The sequence below is a fragment of the Escherichia sp. KTE159 genome (genome assembly GCF_000408805.1).
Lineage (GTDB): Bacteria > Pseudomonadota > Gammaproteobacteria > Enterobacterales > Enterobacteriaceae > Escherichia > Escherichia marmotae.
This window is the reverse complement of the sequence record NZ_KE137292.1, coordinates 1,252,415-1,268,159: the sequence shown is the minus strand read 5'-3', so window position 1 is coordinate 1,268,159 and position 15,745 is coordinate 1,252,415. Positions and strand designations below refer to the sequence as shown.

Genomic DNA, 15,745 nt, shown 5'->3' with positions numbered 1-15,745 from the left:
CTAACGCCGAGCCGGAAGAACAGGTTGATCCGCGCAAGGCTGCCGTCGAGGCCGCTATTGCCCGCGCCAAAGCGCGTAAACTGGAACAACAGCAGGCTAACGCCGAGTCAGAAGAACAGGTTGATCCGCGCAAAGCGGCAGTTGCCGCGGCTATTGCCCGCGTTCAGGCAAAAAAAGCCGCCCAGCAAAAGGTTGTAAACGAGGACTAAATGGTATTCAGAATAGCTAGCTCTCCATATACCCATAACCAGCGCCAGACATCGCGCATTATGCTGCTGGTACTGCTCGCAGCCGTGCCTGGAATCGCGGCACAACTGTGGTTTTTTGGCTGGGGCACTCTCGTTCAGATCCTGCTGGCATCGGTCAGTGCATTGTTAGCCGAAGCGCTTGTGCTTAAGCTGCGCAAGCAGTCAGTAGCCGCAACGTTAAAAGATAACTCAGCATTACTAACAGGCTTATTGTTGGCGGTAAGTATTCCACCTCTCGCGCCGTGGTGGATGGTCGTGCTGGGTACGGTGTTTGCGGTGATCATCGCTAAACAGTTGTATGGCGGTCTGGGGCAAAACCCATTCAACCCGGCAATGATTGGTTATGTAGTATTACTGATCTCCTTCCCGGTACAGATGACCAGTTGGTTGCCGCCGCATGAGATTGCGGTCAACATCCCTGGATTTATCGACGCTGTGCAGGTTATCTTCAGCGGCCATACCGTCAGCGGCGGTGATATGAACACGCTACGCTTAGGCATTGATGGTATCAGCCAGGCGACGCCGCTGGATACGTTCAAAACCTCTGTCCGCGCCGGTCATTCGGTTGAGCAAATTATGCAGTATCCGATCTACAGCGGTATTCTGGCAGGCGCTGGCTGGCAATGGGTAAACCTCGCCTGGCTGGTTAGCGGCGTGTGGTTGCTATGGCAGAAAGCGATTCGCTGGCATATTCCCGTCAGCTTCTTAGTGACGCTGGCGCTATGCGCAACGCTGGGCTGGTTGTTCTCACCTGAGACGCTGGCATCACCGCAAATTCATCTGCTGTCTGGCGCGACCATGCTTGGCGCATTCTTTATTCTGACCGATCCGGTGACCGCTTCTACGACTAATCGTGGTCGTCTGATTTTTGGCGCACTGGCGGGCTTATTAGTCTGGTTGATCCGCAGTTTCGGCGGCTATCCTGACGGCGTGGCTTTTGCTGTCCTGCTGGCGAACATCACGGTTCCTCTGATCGATTACTATACGCGTCCGCGCGTTTACGGCCATCGCAAAGGATAAACCATGCTGAAAACTATCCGAAAACACGGTATTACGCTGGCACTGTTTGCCGCCGGTTCAACAGGTTTAACGGCGGCCATCAACCAGATGACCAAAACGACGATTGCTGAACAGGCCAGCCTGCAACAAAAGACGTTATTTGATCAGGTGTTGCCAGCCGAACGCTATAACAATGAGCTGGCACAAAGTTGCTATTTAGTGAATGCGCCTGAGCTGGGTAAAGGTGAACATCGGGTTTACATCGCTAAACAGGATGGCCAGCCGGTAGCTGCCGTTCTGGAAGCGACTGCGCCGGATGGCTATTCAGGCGCGATTCAGCTACTGGTCGGAGCCGATTTTAACGGCACTGTACTTGGCACACGCGTGACAGAACATCACGAAACGCCAGGGCTTGGCGATAAAATCGAACTGCGCCTCTCTGACTGGATCACTCATTTTGCGGGTAAAAAAATCAGCACCGCAAATGACGCTCACTGGGCGGTAAAGAAAGATGGCGGTGATTTCGACCAGTTCACCGGCGCGACCATTACGCCTCGCGCGGTGGTGAATGCGGTAAAACGCGCCGGGTTGTACGCCCAAACGTTACCAGAACAACTTTCTCAACTTCCTGCCTGTGGAGAATAGACCGTGAGCGAAATTAAAGACGTTATTGTTCAGGGGTTATGGAAGAACAACTCCGCACTGGTTCAGTTGCTCGGTCTCTGCCCGCTGCTGGCAGTCACGTCAACTGCCACCAACGCACTGGGTTTAGGGCTTGCGACTACGCTGGTGTTGACTCTCACCAACCTGACTATCTCGACGCTGCGTCACTGGACGCCAGCCGAGATCCGTATCCCTATTTACGTGATGATCATCGCCTCGGTGGTCAGTGCCGTACAAATGCTGATCAACGCCTACGCCTTTGGTCTGTATCAATCGTTAGGAATTTTTATTCCGCTGATTGTCACTAACTGTATCGTTGTTGGTCGCGCTGAAGCCTTCGCTGCAAAAAAAGGTCCGGCGCTTTCGGCGCTGGACGGATTTTCGATTGGCATGGGTGCAACCTGCGCAATGTTCGTGCTGGGTTCACTGCGCGAAATTATCGGCAACGGAACGTTATTTGACGGTGCCGATGCGCTGTTGGGTAACTGGGCAAAAGTATTGCGCGTGGAGATCTTCCACACTGATTCCCCTTTCCTGCTCGCAATGTTACCACCAGGGGCATTTATTGGCCTGGGACTGATGCTGGCAGGAAAATACCTGATTGATGAAAAAATGAAAAAGCGCCGCACTGAAGCAGCCGCTGAACGCGAGTTGCAAAACGGTGAAACAGGGAATGTCTGATGAACAAAGCAAAACGACTGGAGATCCTCACCCGCCTGCGTGAGAACAATCCTCATCCCACAACCGAGCTTAATTTCAGTTCGCCTTTTGAATTGCTGATTGCTGTACTACTTTCTGCCCAGGCCACTGATGTCAGCGTTAATAAAGCAACAGCGAAGCTCTACCCGGTAGCCAATACGCCTGCCGCGATGCTCGAACTGGGTGTTGAAGGCGTGAAAACGTATATCAAAACCATTGGGTTATATAACAGCAAAGCGGAAAATATCATCAAGACCTGCCGTATCTTACTGGAGCAGCATAATGGCGAAGTTCCGGAAGATCGCGCTGCGCTGGAAGCATTGCCCGGCGTTGGACGCAAAACAGCTAACGTGGTGTTGAATACCGCTTTCGGCTGGCCGACCATTGCTGTAGATACCCACATTTTCCGTGTCTGCAACCGCACCCAATTTGCTCCCGGGAAAAACGTCGAACAAGTTGAGGAAAAACTGCTAAAAGTAGTTCCTGCAGAATTTAAAGTCGACTGCCATCACTGGTTAATCCTTCACGGGCGTTATACCTGCATTGCCCGCAAACCGCGCTGTGGCTCCTGCATTATTGAAGATCTTTGTGAATACAAAGAGAAAGTTGACATCTGACACAAACAGGTACTGCCGTTTCTTCATCCATTACCGCTACTCATCCTCTTCAAAAACAACTTTCTAACGTTAATGATGCCGCCTCGCTGCGGCATCATTAGGCAATCCGTTTGTGAATAACCAAAAATGCAGGTTAATTGTTTTTTTAATAGCGAAATTTTCTATTCATTTGTGATCGAAATCACACTGATACACAAATGTAAAAATAATGCACCTCAAAAGTTAAATTTGACAAAGCATTGATTCAATCCGACCTGAAACCTACAAAACATTACACTGGCTATTTTTCAGATAATGGACTATCCCACTACATGAAACACCTTATAGCAGAACATATCGCCAAAGAGGAATTATTACCCGGCTCCAGTAGTGAAAAAATCTGCCGTTACGTTTTTTGAAAAATTTAACGCTGGATAACATTTCCCAAAGCCGATGAATTCTCCAGGCCAGTTATATGTAACAGATTATTACAAAGGACTTGTCTGAAAGTGCAAGATGGTGAACATTACCTGCCGTTTCCCCTCCCACTATAACAATTGCGCGTATGTTTTTTAGACATCACGCGAGAATGCACCCCCGTTAATATGGGATGTAAAAAAAGAGGTAAAAGTGTCCACTGCAAACCAAAAACCAACAGAAAGCGTTAGTTTGAACGCTTTCAAACAACCGAAGGCGTTCTATCTCATCTTCTCGATTGAGTTATGGGAACGTTTTGGTTATTACGGCCTACAAGGAATTATGGCTGTCTACCTGGTTAAACAACTGGGTATGTCTGAAGCGGATTCAATCACACTTTTCTCTTCCTTTAGTGCCCTGGTTTATGGTCTGGTCGCTATCGGCGGCTGGTTAGGTGACAAGGTACTGGGTACTAAACGCGTCATTATGCTTGGCGCTATCGTGCTGGCGATTGGCTATGCGCTGGTTGCGTGGTCTGGTCACGACGCAGGTATCGTCTATATGGGTATGGCGGCAATTGCTGTCGGTAACGGCCTGTTTAAAGCCAACCCGTCTTCGCTGCTCTCGACTTGCTATGAGAAAAACGACCCGCGTCTGGACGGTGCATTTACCATGTACTACATGTCCGTCAACATCGGTTCTTTCTTCTCTATGATTGCAACCCCGTGGCTGGCGGTTAAATACGGCTGGAGCGTCGCGTTTGCGCTTAGCGTAGTCGGTCTGTTGATCACCATTGTTAACTTTGCCTTCTGCCAGCGCTGGGTTAAACAGTACGGTTCGAAACCTGACTTTGAACCAGTCAACTACCGTAACCTGCTGCTGACCATTATTGGCGTTGTGGCACTGATCGCGGTTGCAACCTGGCTGCTGCACAACCAGGAAGTTGCGCGTATGGCGCTGGGCGTTGTTGCCTTCGGTATCGTTGTTATCTTCGGTAAAGAAGCGTTCGCCATGAAAGGTGCTGCGCGTCGTAAAATGATCGTTGCCTTCATTCTGATGCTTGAAGCAATCATCTTCTTCGTGCTGTACAGCCAGATGCCGACGTCGCTGAACTTCTTTGCGATTCGTAACGTTGAACACTCCATTCTGGGGATGGCGGTTGAACCTGAACAGTATCAGGCGCTGAACCCATTCTGGATCATCATTGGTAGCCCGATTCTGGCCGCTATCTATAACAAGATGGGCGACACTCTGCCGATGCCGACCAAATTTGCAATCGGTATGGTGATGTGTTCCGGCGCATTCCTGATCCTGCCAGTGGGCGCGAAATTCGCTTCTGACGCCGGTATCGTTTCTGTAGGCTGGCTGGTAGCAAGCTATGGCCTGCAGAGTATCGGTGAACTGATGATCTCCGGTCTGGGTCTGGCAATGGTTGCTCAGCTCGTTCCTCAGCGTCTGATGGGCTTCATTATGGGTAGCTGGTTCCTGACCACTGCCGGTGCAAACCTGATTGGTGGTTATGTTGCGGGCATGATGGCTGTTCCGGATAACGTAACCGATCCGCTGATGTCGCTGGATGTGTATGGCCGCGTGTTCTTGCAGATTGGTGTCGCCACTGCCGTTATCGCAGTGCTGATGCTGCTGACCGCACCGAAACTGCATCGCATGACTCAGGACGATGCTGCAGACAAAGCAGCGAAAGCTGCCGTAGCATAAATTTCAGGGAAACTCTTTTACAAGCCGCTAACTTTTCGTTAGCGGCTTTTTTTTTATTCAACAACGCACTACCATTCTTTAAACCACAGCCAAAAGGAGTTACCGATGAAACTGTTCTATAAACCGGGCGCCTGCTCTCTTGCTTCCCATATCACCCTGCGTGAGAGCGGAAAGGATTTTACGCTCGTCAGTGTGGATTTGATGAAAAAACGCCTCGAAAATGGTGATGATTACTTTGCCATTAACCCTAAGGGACAGGTTCCTGCGTTACTGCTCGATGATGCCACGCTACTGACAGAAGGCGTGGCGATTATGCAATACCTTGCCGATAGCGTACCCGACCGTCAATTACTGGCTCCGGTAAATAGTATTTCGCGCTATAAAACCATCGAATGGCTGAACTATATTGCCACCGAACTACATAAAGGCTTTACCCCGCTGTTTCACCCGGCTACACCAGAAGAGTTCAAACCGATTGCGCGCGCACAACTGGAGAAAAAACTGCAGTATGTTAACGACGCGCTGAAAGATGAGCACTGGATCTGTGGGCAACGTTTTACTATTGCTGATGCCTACCTGTTTACGGTTCTGCGCTGGGCATACGCGGTGAAACTGAATCTGGAGGGTTTAGAGCACATTGCGGCATTTATGCAACGTATGGCTGAACGTCCGGCGGTGAAAGCTGCGTTGACGGCGGAAGGATTGCAGTAATAGTCATCGGCCCACAGGAAACTGTGGGCCGAAAAGAGGTATTTCAGAGTTTCGTTGCGCTGAAATAATGTTCCGGTTTGGCTATACGATCTTGTGCTGCAACCACCTGCAGCTCATATTCCTGCATTGCTTTGGTGGTCACCATAATTTCGTATACTGCGGCAGTCACATGTTCCAGCGCCTGTTGCAACGTTGCGCCCTGCAACAGTTTCACCAACAGTAAACCGCTCGTCACATCACCAACACCGACCGGCTGACGCATACCAAAATCTACCAGCGGACGGCTGATATGCCAGGCTTCATCGGCAGTAACCAGCAGCATTTCAAAACGATCGCGGCTGTAACCCGCACGCGCCAGGTGTTTAACCAACACAATTTGTGGCCCTTGCGTAATGAGTTCGCGCGCAGCTTTAACGGCTTCTTCGACGGTATGTACCGGATGCTCACAGAGGATTTCCAGCTCCACCAGATTCGGCGCGATGATATCGCTGGCAGGCAGACCGTGACGCACATGAAACTCCGCCACACCCGGCGCGACGATGCAACCTTTTTCAGGATGCCCCATTACCGGATCGCAAAAATATTTCGCCTGTGGATTCGCCGCTTTCACCTGACGGACAATACCGAGGATATGTTCCCCCTGTTCCGCCGACCCCAGATAACCACTGAGTACAGCATCACAGGTATGTAATTTATCGATGGCGGCAATGCCCTGAACAATTTCGGTTAAATGGCTGGGCGGCATTACGCAGCCAGTCCATTTGCCGTATTGGGTGTGATTAGAAAATTGAACGGTATTCAACGGCCAGACATTCGCGCCCAGGCGGCGCATCGGAAACTCTGCCGCACTGTTACCCGCATGACCATAGACAACGTGAGACTGGATAGCGAGAATATTTTTCATCGTGTTCCCTGTATAAAAACCAGGGGAGTGATTTCTCACTCCCCTTTTCCACTTAGTGCATTATTTCCAGCAAATCAGACAGTAATTCTTTTTGCCACGACGCAGTAAGGTATAACGACCAAACAGACGATCTTCTTCTTTAAAGAAGTATTCAGGATCGGACTGTTTTTCACCGTTAATGGTGATGGCATTGGACGCGATAGTTTTACGCGCCTGACCACGGGACGGTTGGAGCTCAGAATCGACCAGTGCCTGCATCAGATCAGCGCCTTTTTCCATCTCAACCATCGGTACGCCGTCCTGCGCTAGCTGTTCGAAGTCCGCTTCACTAAGCGCACTCAAAGAACCGCTGAACAGGCATTCGGTAATACGTTTCGCGGCTTGCAAACCCTCTTCACCGTGAACCAGACGCGTCACCTGCTCCGCCAGTACATACTGGGCGCGTGGTGCTTTACCACTGTTCTTATCTTCCTCTTCGAGGGCATTGATCTCTTCAATGCTCATGAAGGTGAAGAACTTCAGGAAGCGGTAAACGTCGGCATCAGCGGTATTGATCCAGAACTGGTAGAACTTGTACGGACTGGTTTTCTTCGGATCCAGCCATACGGCTCCGCCTTCAGTTTTACCAAACTTAGTGCCGTCAGCCTTGGTGATCAAAGGTACGGTCAGGCCAAACACCTGATTCTGATGCAGACGGCGAGTCAGATCGATACCAGAGGTGATGTTCCCCCACTGGTCAGAACCGCCAATCTGCAACGTCACACCATACTGTTTATTCAGGCAGGCGAAGTCATAGCCCTGCAACAGGTTATAAGAAAACTCGGTGAACGAAATACCTTGATCTTCACGGTTGAGACGCTGCTTAACCGCTTCTTTGTTGATCATCTGGTTAACGGAGAAGTGCTTACCGATATCGCGCAGGAAGGTCAGCACGTTCATATTGCCGAACCAGTCATAGTTGTTCGCGGCGATAGCAGAATTTTCTCCACAGTCGAAATCGAGGAACGGGGCAACCTGCTTGCGGATTTTGTCCACCCACTCCTGAACAGTTTCTTCGGTGTTCAGCTTACGCTCGGCAGCTTTGAAGCTCGGGTCGCCAATCAGACCCGTCGCGCCGCCTACCAGCGCAACCGGCTTGTGGCCCGCTTGCTGGAAGCGTTTCAGGCATAACAATGGAACAAGATGCCCCAAATGCAAGCTGTCAGCGGTAGGATCGAAGCCGCAATAGAGCGCGATCGGGCCTTGCGCCAGTCGCTCTGCTAACGCTTCTTCGTCCGTCACCTGGGCCACCAGCCCCCGCTCTTGCAATTGTTTAATCAAGTTACTGCTTGCCATCAAAATCTCCATGTATATAACGACTGCACCTTTGCCGGTACACGACTTTTCGCCAGATGCGAAAGAGACATAGAATAAAGTGCCGGAATCAGGAGTGCCAGCGATTAAAGCAAGATTTTTGCATCTTTTCAGGGTGCGAGACGATCGATTTTCCACGCCTCATTTTCACGCTGGTACAAAAAGCGGTCATGCAGACGATGCTCACCACCCTGCCAGAACTCAACCTGCTCAAGACTGACGCGGAAACCGCCCCAGAAACTCGGTAAAGGGACTTCGCCCTGCTGAAACTTCTGCTTCAGCTCAAGGAATTTACTCTCAAGGATCCCGCGCGCGGAAATACGGCTGGACTGCTTCGATACCCACGCGCCAATCTGGCTGTCACGGGGACGGCTATGAAAATATTTCATCACTTCGAGAGGCGAAAGACGTTCCGCTTTACCGATAACCATCACCTGGCGCTCAAGAGTATGCCAGGGGAAAAGCAGGCTAACGCGCGGATTTTGTTCGATTTGATGCGCTTTGCGACTGCCAAGGTTAGTGTAAAACACCATACCTTTTTCGTCGTAATGTTTGAGTAAAACGATGCGCTGATAAGGCTGACCATGTTCATCAACGGTCGCGACGACCATCGCTGTAGGATCAGCCAACTTAGCTTCACACGCCTGGGAGAGCCAGCGTTCGAAAAGGGTTAATGGATCGGCGGGAAGATCGCGGCGGCGTAAACCGCCTTTGGTGTATTCACGCCGCAGATGCGCGATTTGCTGCAATTCGTCGTTATCAGACATGGTTTTCTTTACGGATTGTCAGTGGGTGACGCTATTGTGCGCCGCCCCTGGAAAAATCTCAACGCTGTGGATTTTGTAACTGACAGTTATTCAAGACAATGCGGTCACGCTTATAGACCGTCGCCTCATTGCCTTTCGACCAGAAAACGTAGATACCGTCGGTATAACGCGCGCCTGATGCTGAAATGCCCTGTTTAAGGTGCAGTAATTGATTGTCGTAGACAAAACTGACTTCCTGACGTGGATTATTCAGTTTTACCGTCAACGGTTTTTCATCACACTGGTATTCCAGCGTATCGGTTTGCATGCGCTCAACCAGTTGATTGAACGCGCTACAGCCGGTGAGAAGCACCGGTAAACAGATCAGTAACAGTTTTTTCATAAACATATCCCGAAGACTTTCCTGGTCCGGAGAGCAAAACGCTCTCCTCAACATCCAAGTGTAACGGCAGACGCAGTAGGAAAAATTCAGTTAACTCTGATATCGCGGGTTTGCGGGAAAAATTGCGCCCAATACCGTCGCCTCGCTTGCGCCAGTGACCGAGGGCAGATTGCCAGGCAGCCCCGCCAGCGTCCGCCAGGCAAGCCAGGCGAAGGCCAATGCTTCCATGTCATCACCGCTAATGCCGACAGCATCAGTGGTGGTCACTTCCGTTCCTGGCAGCAAGGCAGCAAGTCGCGTCATCACTAATGGATTACGGCTTCCGCCACCACATACCATCAAACGATCACAACCACCACTCAATAACACCTGTTCAGAAATGGTCACTGCTGTCAGTTCCACCAGCGTCGCCTGGACATCGCGCGCATCAACGCCCGGGAATTGACGCAGGTGACGCTCCAGCCAACCGTAGTTAAAGTATTCACGCCCGGTGCTTTTTGGCGCAGACTGGGAAAAATACGCATCACTAAGCATATTTTGCAGCAGAGGGAGAATGACCTTGCCCGCGCGTGCCCACTCAGCGTCTTTATCGTAAGGTTTACCCGCCTGACGCCAGATCCACGCATCCATCAGCATGTTACCCGGTCCGGTATCGTAGCCACCCACCGGTTGCCCAGGAATGAGCAGTGACAAATTGGCAATACCACCAATGTTGAGCACCATACGCCGCTCAGTAGGATGAGCCAGCAATGCATGATGAAACGCTGGCACCAGCGGTGCGCCCTGTCCACCCAGGGCGATATCGCGACGGCGAAAATCCCCGACGACAGTAATTCCAGTGCGCGCCACAATTTGGTTGTTATCCCCAATCTGTAGAGTATGCGGCGCGACGCCCGTGGGTTCGTGCCATACAGTCTGACCGTGACAACCAATAGCAACGATATCTTTCGGCTGCAAATTTTCTTCTTTGAGCAATGCGTTAACGGCATCGGCAAACAGGCGACCAAGTTGAGTATCCAGTTGACCAAACTGCGAAAGTGTAAGCTGCTGTCCCTGGCAAATATCCAGCACCGCTTGTTTAAGTGATGGAGGGATCGGCCAACTCAAACTTGCCAACTGCGCCACCCTGTGTTCATCGATTGTCGCCAGCACAACATCGACACCATCCAGACTAGTGCCTGACATTACGCCAATAAAGCGGCCTGATTTCATAGTTCATCCTTTTTCAACCTGACGTTTGCGCTCCACTCAAACACAAACCTCTCGCGAATTCCATGCATGAGTGCCGATTTTTACCGTTGGTAGGAAAACATTATATTTATATCAATAACTACTATGAATGTTTTGTTTATACTTGGTTAACCGTATTCTAATTATGATTCCATCATGTTTTAGTGGAACATGTAATCATAGTTATACCAATGCCATTTACTTTGGCCATGAGGGATGCTTGTGAGGCGTTTCATGGTAATCAGGAGATTTTTCAATGATTAAGCGCGTACTGGTTGTATCAATGGTCGGTCTGTCTCTTGTCGGTTGTGTCAACAACGATACCCTTTCTGGTGATGTCTATACCGCCTCTGAAGCGAAGCAAGTGCAGAATGTCAGCTATGGCACAATCGTTAATGTACGACAGGTACAAATTCAGGGCGGTGATGATTCCAACGTTATCGGCGCAATTGGCGGTGCGGTTCTCGGTGGCTTCCTTGGAAATACCGTTGGCGGCGGAACCGGGCGTTCTCTGGCTACCGCGGCAGGTGCTATCGCAGGCGGTGTAGCCGGTCAGGGCGTGCAGAGCGCAATAAACAAAACCCAAGGTGTGGAGTTGGAAATTCGTAAAGATGATGGCAACACCATCATGGTGGTACAGAAACAGGGCAATACCCACTTCTCTCCGGGACAACGTGTCATTCTGGCCAGCAACGGCAGCCAGGTGACTGTTTCCCCGCGCTAAACACGTTAACGTGTGGTCAGGTAACTGGCCACACGCCTCCTTCATTTCACCCTTTGGCCTGTAACTCTATGATGTTATGCTCAATTTTTACAATGAGCTTAATCAATTGTTCCAGCTCCTCTGCGGAAATCCCATGCAAGATTTCCGCCCGGGTTTTGTTAATCACAGCTTCCATTTCGCTAATCAGCGGCTCCGCCTTTTCCGTCAGTTTAATGCGTTTGGCCCGACGATCACTGGCACAAGTTTGACGCGAAATTAACCCTTTTTCTTCCAGTTGGTCCAACGTACGAACCAGTGAAGGCTGCTCAATGCCGATCGCTTTTGCCAGTTGAATTTGCGACTGGTCTGGAGGTAACTGATGGATATTGTGCAACGTTACCCAATGGGTTTGCGTTAACTCCAGCGGTTTCAGGCGATGGTCTATCAGAGCACGCCATATGCGCACCAACCGTGCCAGATCAGAACCTAGTGGCGATTCCAATTTCATCTCCTTATAATTAGCTTGCTAAGATATTATACAGCTTTTAGAATAGTGTGCAGCAATTGTATTGCTAAAACAAATGTATTGCTGCATTTGCTTACCATCAGACATGCTTTTCAGAAATAGCGAGTAACTTTCTCGCACATAAAGAATATTTATTAATCTAAAGCAATATATTCAGCCGTAAAGGAATCTATTTTGTGAAGTTTATGCATAGTGCAACAGGATTACCCTTACAAGATCTGGTGTTCGGTGCATCCATCTACTTTCCTCCGTTTTTCAAAGCGTTCGCGCTTGGATTTGTCATCTGGCTCGTTATACACCGCCTGCTTCGCGACAAAATCTACGCCGGAGACATCTGGCATCCCTTGTTAATGGATTTGTCGCTGTTTGCGATTTGCGTTTGCTTTGCCCTGGCAATACTGATTGCGTGGTAACTATGTCAATTAAAACCATTAAATATTTCTCAACAATTATTGTGGCGGTTTTTGCAGTTCTTGCCGGATGGTGGCTATGGAACTACTACATGCAGTCCCCCTGGACACGCGACGGAAAAATACGCGCAGAACAGGTTTCTATCACGCCACAGGTGTCTGGACGTATTGTTGAGCTGAATATAAAAGACAACCAGTTGGTTAACGCGGGTGATATTCTGTTCTCTATCGATAAAACGCCCTTTCAGATTGCTGTGCTTAATGCCCAGGCTCAGTTGGCAAAAGCGCAATCTGACCTCGCCAAAGCCAATAATGAAGCTAACCGTCGCCGCCATCTCTCACAAAACTTTATCTCTGCCGAAGAGCTGGATACCGCTAACCTCAATGTTAAAGCGATGCAGGCAAGTGTCGATGCCGCACAAGCAACGCTGAAACAGGCACAATGGCAACTGGCGCAAACAGAAATTCGCGCCCCGGTGAGTGGATGGGTCACTAATCTCACCACCCGCATCGGTGACTACGCCGACACCGGAAAACCACTGTTTGCTCTGGTGGACAGCCACTCGTTTTACGCCATTGGTTATTTTGAAGAAACCAAATTGCGCCATATCCGGGGCGGTGCGCCAGCACAAATTACACTCTACAGCGACAATAAAACGTTACAGGGTCACGTTTCCAGTATTGGTCGGGCGATTTATGATCAGAGTGTGGAAAATGATTCCAGCCTGATTCCCGACGTTAAACCTAACGTTCCCTGGGTTCGTCTCGCCCAACGTGTTCCTGTTCGTTTTGCTCTCGATAACGTCCCCGGCGATGTCACGCTGGTATCCGGCACCACCTGTAGTATCGCTGTAGGCCCGTAATGAACGTACCGCCATGGTCGCTGCACAATTTCCCCTGGTTCAGAGCCACGCTGGCGCAATGGCGTTATGCGTTACGCAACACCATTGCCATGTGTCTGGCGCTGACGGTTGCCTATTATTTAAATCTTGATGAACCTTACTGGGCAATGACCTCGGCGGCGGTGGTCAGCTTCCCCACCGTTGGCGGTGTCATCAGCAAAAGCATGGGACGTATTGCTGGCAGTTTGCTCGGAGCTATCGCGGCACTGATTCTTGCCGGACATACTCTCAACGAGCCGTGGTTTTTTCTGTTGAGCATGTCTGCGTGGCTTGGCTTTTGTACCTGGGCCTGCGCGCATTTCACGAATAACGTGGCCTATGCATTTCAACTGGCGGGCTATACTGCGGCCATTATCGCCTTTCCGATGGTCAATATTACTGAAGCCAGCCAGCTATGGGATATCGCTCAGGCACGTGTTTGTGAAGTGATTGTCGGTATTCTTTGCGGCGGCATGATGATGATGATCCTGCCGAGCAGTTCTGATGCCACCGCTCTTTTAACCGCACTGAAAAACATGCATGCTCGTTTACTGGAGCATGCCAGTTTGCTTTGGCAGCCCGAAACGACCGATGCCATTCGCACAGCACATGAATCGGTAATTGGGCAAATACTGACCATGAATTTGCTGCGTATTCAGGCGTTCTGGAGCCACTATCGTTTCCGCCAGCAAAATGCACGCCTGAATGCACTACTCCACCAGCAATTACGTATGACCAGCGTCATCTCCAGCCTGCGACGTATGTTGCTCAACTGGCCCTCAGCGCCCGGTGCCACACGGGAAATTATCGAACAGTTACTGACGGTGCTCGCCAACTCGCAAACAAATTTTTACACCGTTGCGCGCATTATTGCCCCGCTACGCCCAACCAACTTAGCCGACTACCGGCACGTCGCCTTCTGGCACCGATTACGTTATTTTTGCCACCTTTATCTGCAAAGTAGTCAAGAATTGCATCGCCTGGAAAGCAGCTCAGATGATCATACCAGGCTCCCTCGCGCATCTGGTCTGGCACGTCATACCGATAATGCCGAAGCTATGTGGAGCGGACTGCGTACATTTTGTACATTGATGATGATTGGCGCATGGAGTATTGCCTCGCAATGGGATGCTGGTGCCAATGCATTAACGCTGGCAGCAATTAGTTGCGTACTTTACTCCGCAGTCGCGGCACCGTTTAAGTCGTTGTCGCTACTGATGCGCACGCTGGTATTACTTTCGCTATTCAGTTTTGTGGTTAAGTTTGGCCTGATGGTTCAGATTAGCGATCTGTGGCAATTTTTGCTGTTTCTCTTCCCGCTACTGGCGACAATGCAGCTTCTCAAGTTGCAGATGCCAAAACTGGCCGCGCTGTGGGGACAACTGATTGTATTTATGGGGTCGTTTATCGCTGTCACTAATCCTCCGGTGTATGATTTTGCTGATTTTCTTAACGATAACCTGGCAAAAATCGTTGGCGTGGCGCTGGCATGGTTAGCATTCGCCATTTTGCGACCGGGGTCCGATGCCCGCAAAAGCCGCCGTCATATTCGCGCACTGCGACGGGATTTTGTCGATCAACTTAGCCGTCACCCAACCCTGAGTGAAAGCGAATTTGAATCGCTCACTTATCATCACGTCAGCCAGTTGAGTAACAGCCAGGACGCGCTGGCTCGCCGTTGGTTATTACGCTGGGGCGTGGTGCTGCTGAACTGTTCACATGTTGTCTGGCAATTGCGCGACTGGGAATCACGTTCCGATCCTTTATCGCAGGTGCGAGATAACTGTATTTCATTGTTGCGAGGAGTGATGAGCGAGCGTGGCGTTCAGCAAAAATCACTGGCGGCCACACTTGAAGAGTTACAGCGAATCTGCGACAGCCTTGCCCGCCATCATCAACCCGCTGCCCGTGAGCTGGCGGCGATTGTCTGGCGACTGTACTGCTCGCTTTCGCAACTTGAGCAGGCACCACCACAGGGTACGCTAGCCTCTTAATTAATAACACCACAGGCATAGCGTTCACCGCCGCCGCCCAGCGGTTTTGGTTGATCGGACATATTATCGCCGCCAACGTGGATCATCAGCGCCTTGTCTTTAACTTCGTCGAGTGATTTCAGACGAGGCGCAATGACGGCATCGGTTGCTTTACCGTCATTGTTGACCACCAGCGCAGGCAGATCGCCTAAATGCCCTGCACCTTCTGGCCCTTCATGTTTACCGGTATTTTTGGGATCAAGATGTCCGCCTGCAGATTGCGCCGCAGTAGCTTTGCCATCTTTCGTTGCTGGCTGGCAGCTTCCTTTGGCATGAACATGGAAGCCATGCTCACCGGGCGGTAATGCTTTCAGATCGGGCGAAAATTCCAGACCTTTATCGGTTTCAGTAATCGTTATGCTGCCAATTGACTGCCCAATCCCCTGTGATGTGACGAGGTTCATCTCGACTTTTTCACTGGCGGCTTGCGCGCCGGTCGCAACAACCAGCGTCAGAATAGCCAGACTAAAACGTTTCATAAGACCTCCGCTCAATGTGCATACCTGA

The 15,745-nt window shown here is 50.5% G+C and carries 17 protein-coding genes and 1 pseudogene; 11 read left to right on the top strand and 7 right to left on the bottom strand.

Translation table 11 applies throughout. The features are described from left to right. From A31E_RS15385 to gstA, 7 genes and pseudogenes are all read left to right on the top strand, one after another. Positions 1–209, top strand: a pseudogene (locus A31E_RS15385) (electron transport complex subunit RsxC); the annotation flags it as partial. Next, positions 210–1,268, top strand: coding sequence for an electron transport complex subunit RsxD (gene rsxD, locus A31E_RS15390; protein WP_016248677.1), 1,059 nt, complete (start codon positions 210–212; stop codon positions 1,266–1,268). Positions 1,269–1,271: 3 nt separating this feature from the next. Next, positions 1,272–1,892, top strand: a complete 621-nt coding sequence (gene rsxG, locus A31E_RS15395; RefSeq protein ID WP_000920812.1) for an electron transport complex subunit RsxG — start codon at positions 1,272–1,274, stop codon at positions 1,890–1,892. Positions 1,893–1,895: 3 nt separating this feature from the next. Continuing rightward, positions 1,896–2,591, top strand: a complete 696-nt coding sequence (gene rsxE, locus A31E_RS15400; protein WP_001289639.1) for an electron transport complex subunit RsxE — start codon at positions 1,896–1,898, stop codon at positions 2,589–2,591. Next, a complete protein-coding gene (gene nth, locus A31E_RS15405) occupies positions 2,591–3,226 on the top strand; it encodes an endonuclease III (RefSeq protein WP_001030339.1) in 636 nt (211 codons plus the stop codon). Before rsxE ends, nth begins: the two co-directional genes overlap by 1 nt. A 609-nt stretch (positions 3,227–3,835) precedes the next feature. After that, positions 3,836–5,338 carry a dipeptide/tripeptide permease DtpA gene (gene dtpA, locus A31E_RS15410; protein ID WP_000100948.1) on the top strand — a complete coding sequence of 501 codons (1,503 nt, stop codon included), beginning with the start codon at positions 3,836–3,838 and terminating at the stop codon, positions 5,336–5,338. A 105-nt stretch (positions 5,339–5,443) separates the two neighbouring features. Beyond that, positions 5,444–6,049, top strand: coding sequence for a glutathione transferase GstA (gstA, locus tag A31E_RS15415; protein ID WP_000765734.1), 606 nt, complete (start codon positions 5,444–5,446; stop codon positions 6,047–6,049). 43 nt (positions 6,050–6,092) lie between these two features. Here the strand turns inward: gstA and pdxY are convergent, their stop codons facing one another. The 5 genes from pdxY to anmK form a co-directional block, all read right to left on the bottom strand. Then, on the bottom strand, positions 6,093–6,953 hold the full coding sequence (gene pdxY / locus A31E_RS15420; protein ID WP_000789755.1) for a pyridoxal kinase PdxY: 861 nt from the start codon (positions 6,951–6,953) through the stop codon (positions 6,093–6,095). A 60-nt stretch (positions 6,954–7,013) separates the two neighbouring features. After that, a complete protein-coding gene (gene tyrS, locus A31E_RS15425; RefSeq protein ID WP_001516333.1) occupies positions 7,014–8,288 on the bottom strand; it encodes a tyrosine--tRNA ligase in 1,275 nt (424 codons plus the stop codon). Between the two features lie 128 nt (positions 8,289–8,416). Further along, on the bottom strand, positions 8,417–9,073 hold the full coding sequence (gene pdxH, locus A31E_RS15430) for a pyridoxamine 5'-phosphate oxidase (RefSeq protein ID WP_016248676.1): 657 nt from the start codon (positions 9,071–9,073) through the stop codon (positions 8,417–8,419). A 58-nt stretch (positions 9,074–9,131) separates the two neighbouring features. After that, positions 9,132–9,461 carry a C-type lysozyme inhibitor gene (gene mliC, locus A31E_RS15435; RefSeq protein WP_000480882.1) on the bottom strand — a complete coding sequence of 110 codons (330 nt, stop codon included), beginning with the start codon at positions 9,459–9,461 and terminating at the stop codon, positions 9,132–9,134. Between the two features lie 84 nt (positions 9,462–9,545). Continuing rightward, positions 9,546–10,667, bottom strand: coding sequence for an anhydro-N-acetylmuramic acid kinase (gene anmK, locus A31E_RS15440; RefSeq protein ID WP_016248675.1), 1,122 nt, complete (start codon positions 10,665–10,667; stop codon positions 9,546–9,548). Positions 10,668–10,941: 274 nt separating this feature from the next. Between anmK and slyB the strand changes: the two genes are divergently transcribed. Beyond that, on the top strand, positions 10,942–11,409 hold the full coding sequence (slyB, locus tag A31E_RS15445) for an outer membrane lipoprotein SlyB (RefSeq protein WP_000597202.1): 468 nt from the start codon (positions 10,942–10,944) through the stop codon (positions 11,407–11,409). 46 nt (positions 11,410–11,455) lie between these two features. Here slyB and slyA read toward each other — a convergent pair whose 3' ends face one another. After that, positions 11,456–11,890 carry a transcriptional regulator SlyA gene (gene slyA / locus A31E_RS15450; protein ID WP_001516330.1) on the bottom strand — a complete coding sequence of 145 codons (435 nt, stop codon included), beginning with the start codon at positions 11,888–11,890 and terminating at the stop codon, positions 11,456–11,458. 200 nt (positions 11,891–12,090) lie between these two features. On the opposite strand from slyA, the gene A31E_RS15455 reads away from it, so the two are divergent. The 3 genes from A31E_RS15455 to A31E_RS15465 are packed head-to-tail and all read left to right on the top strand — an operon-like array spanning position 12,091 to position 15,199. Continuing rightward, on the top strand, positions 12,091–12,327 hold the full coding sequence (locus A31E_RS15455; protein WP_000670973.1) for a DUF1656 domain-containing protein: 237 nt from the start codon (positions 12,091–12,093) through the stop codon (positions 12,325–12,327). Positions 12,328–12,329: 2 nt separating this feature from the next. Beyond that, positions 12,330–13,187: an efflux RND transporter periplasmic adaptor subunit gene (locus A31E_RS15460; RefSeq protein WP_000023825.1), complete on the top strand. Its 858-nt coding sequence runs from the start codon at positions 12,330–12,332 to the stop codon at positions 13,185–13,187. After that, complete coding sequence (locus tag A31E_RS15465; RefSeq protein WP_016248674.1) at positions 13,187–15,199, top strand: FUSC family protein; 2,013 nt, start codon at positions 13,187–13,189, stop codon at positions 15,197–15,199. The genes A31E_RS15460 and A31E_RS15465 overlap by 1 nt, the downstream gene beginning before the upstream one ends. Here A31E_RS15465 and sodC read toward each other — a convergent pair. Continuing rightward, on the bottom strand, positions 15,196–15,717 hold the full coding sequence (gene sodC, locus A31E_RS15470) for a superoxide dismutase [Cu-Zn] SodC (RefSeq protein WP_000819798.1): 522 nt from the start codon (positions 15,715–15,717) through the stop codon (positions 15,196–15,198). The two genes, A31E_RS15465 and sodC, sit on opposite strands and share 4 nt — an antisense overlap. Positions 15,718–15,745: the final 28 nt, after the last annotated feature.

Coding starts and splice junctions, on each gene's coding strand:
- gstA (WP_000765734.1), top strand. CDS start 5,444: ATGAAACTGTTCTATAAACCGGGCGCCTGCTCTCTTGCTTCCCATATC.
- mliC (WP_000480882.1), bottom strand. CDS start 9,461: ATGTTTATGAAAAAACTGTTACTGATCTGTTTACCGGTGCTTCTCACC.
- rsxD (WP_016248677.1), top strand. CDS start 210: ATGGTATTCAGAATAGCTAGCTCTCCATATACCCATAACCAGCGCCAG.
- slyB (WP_000597202.1), top strand. CDS start 10,942: ATGATTAAGCGCGTACTGGTTGTATCAATGGTCGGTCTGTCTCTTGTC.
- anmK (WP_016248675.1), bottom strand. CDS start 10,667: ATGAAATCAGGCCGCTTTATTGGCGTAATGTCAGGCACTAGTCTGGAT.
- sodC (WP_000819798.1), bottom strand. CDS start 15,717: ATGAAACGTTTTAGTCTGGCTATTCTGACGCTGGTTGTTGCGACCGGC.
- tyrS (WP_001516333.1), bottom strand. CDS start 8,288: ATGGCAAGCAGTAACTTGATTAAACAATTGCAAGAGCGGGGGCTGGTG.
- nth (WP_001030339.1), top strand. CDS start 2,591: ATGAACAAAGCAAAACGACTGGAGATCCTCACCCGCCTGCGTGAGAAC.
- rsxG (WP_000920812.1), top strand. CDS start 1,272: ATGCTGAAAACTATCCGAAAACACGGTATTACGCTGGCACTGTTTGCC.
- pdxY (WP_000789755.1), bottom strand. CDS start 6,953: ATGAAAAATATTCTCGCTATCCAGTCTCACGTTGTCTATGGTCATGCG.
- A31E_RS15465 (WP_016248674.1), top strand. CDS start 13,187: ATGAACGTACCGCCATGGTCGCTGCACAATTTCCCCTGGTTCAGAGCC.
- A31E_RS15460 (WP_000023825.1), top strand. CDS start 12,330: ATGTCAATTAAAACCATTAAATATTTCTCAACAATTATTGTGGCGGTT.
- pdxH (WP_016248676.1), bottom strand. CDS start 9,073: ATGTCTGATAACGACGAATTGCAGCAAATCGCGCATCTGCGGCGTGAA.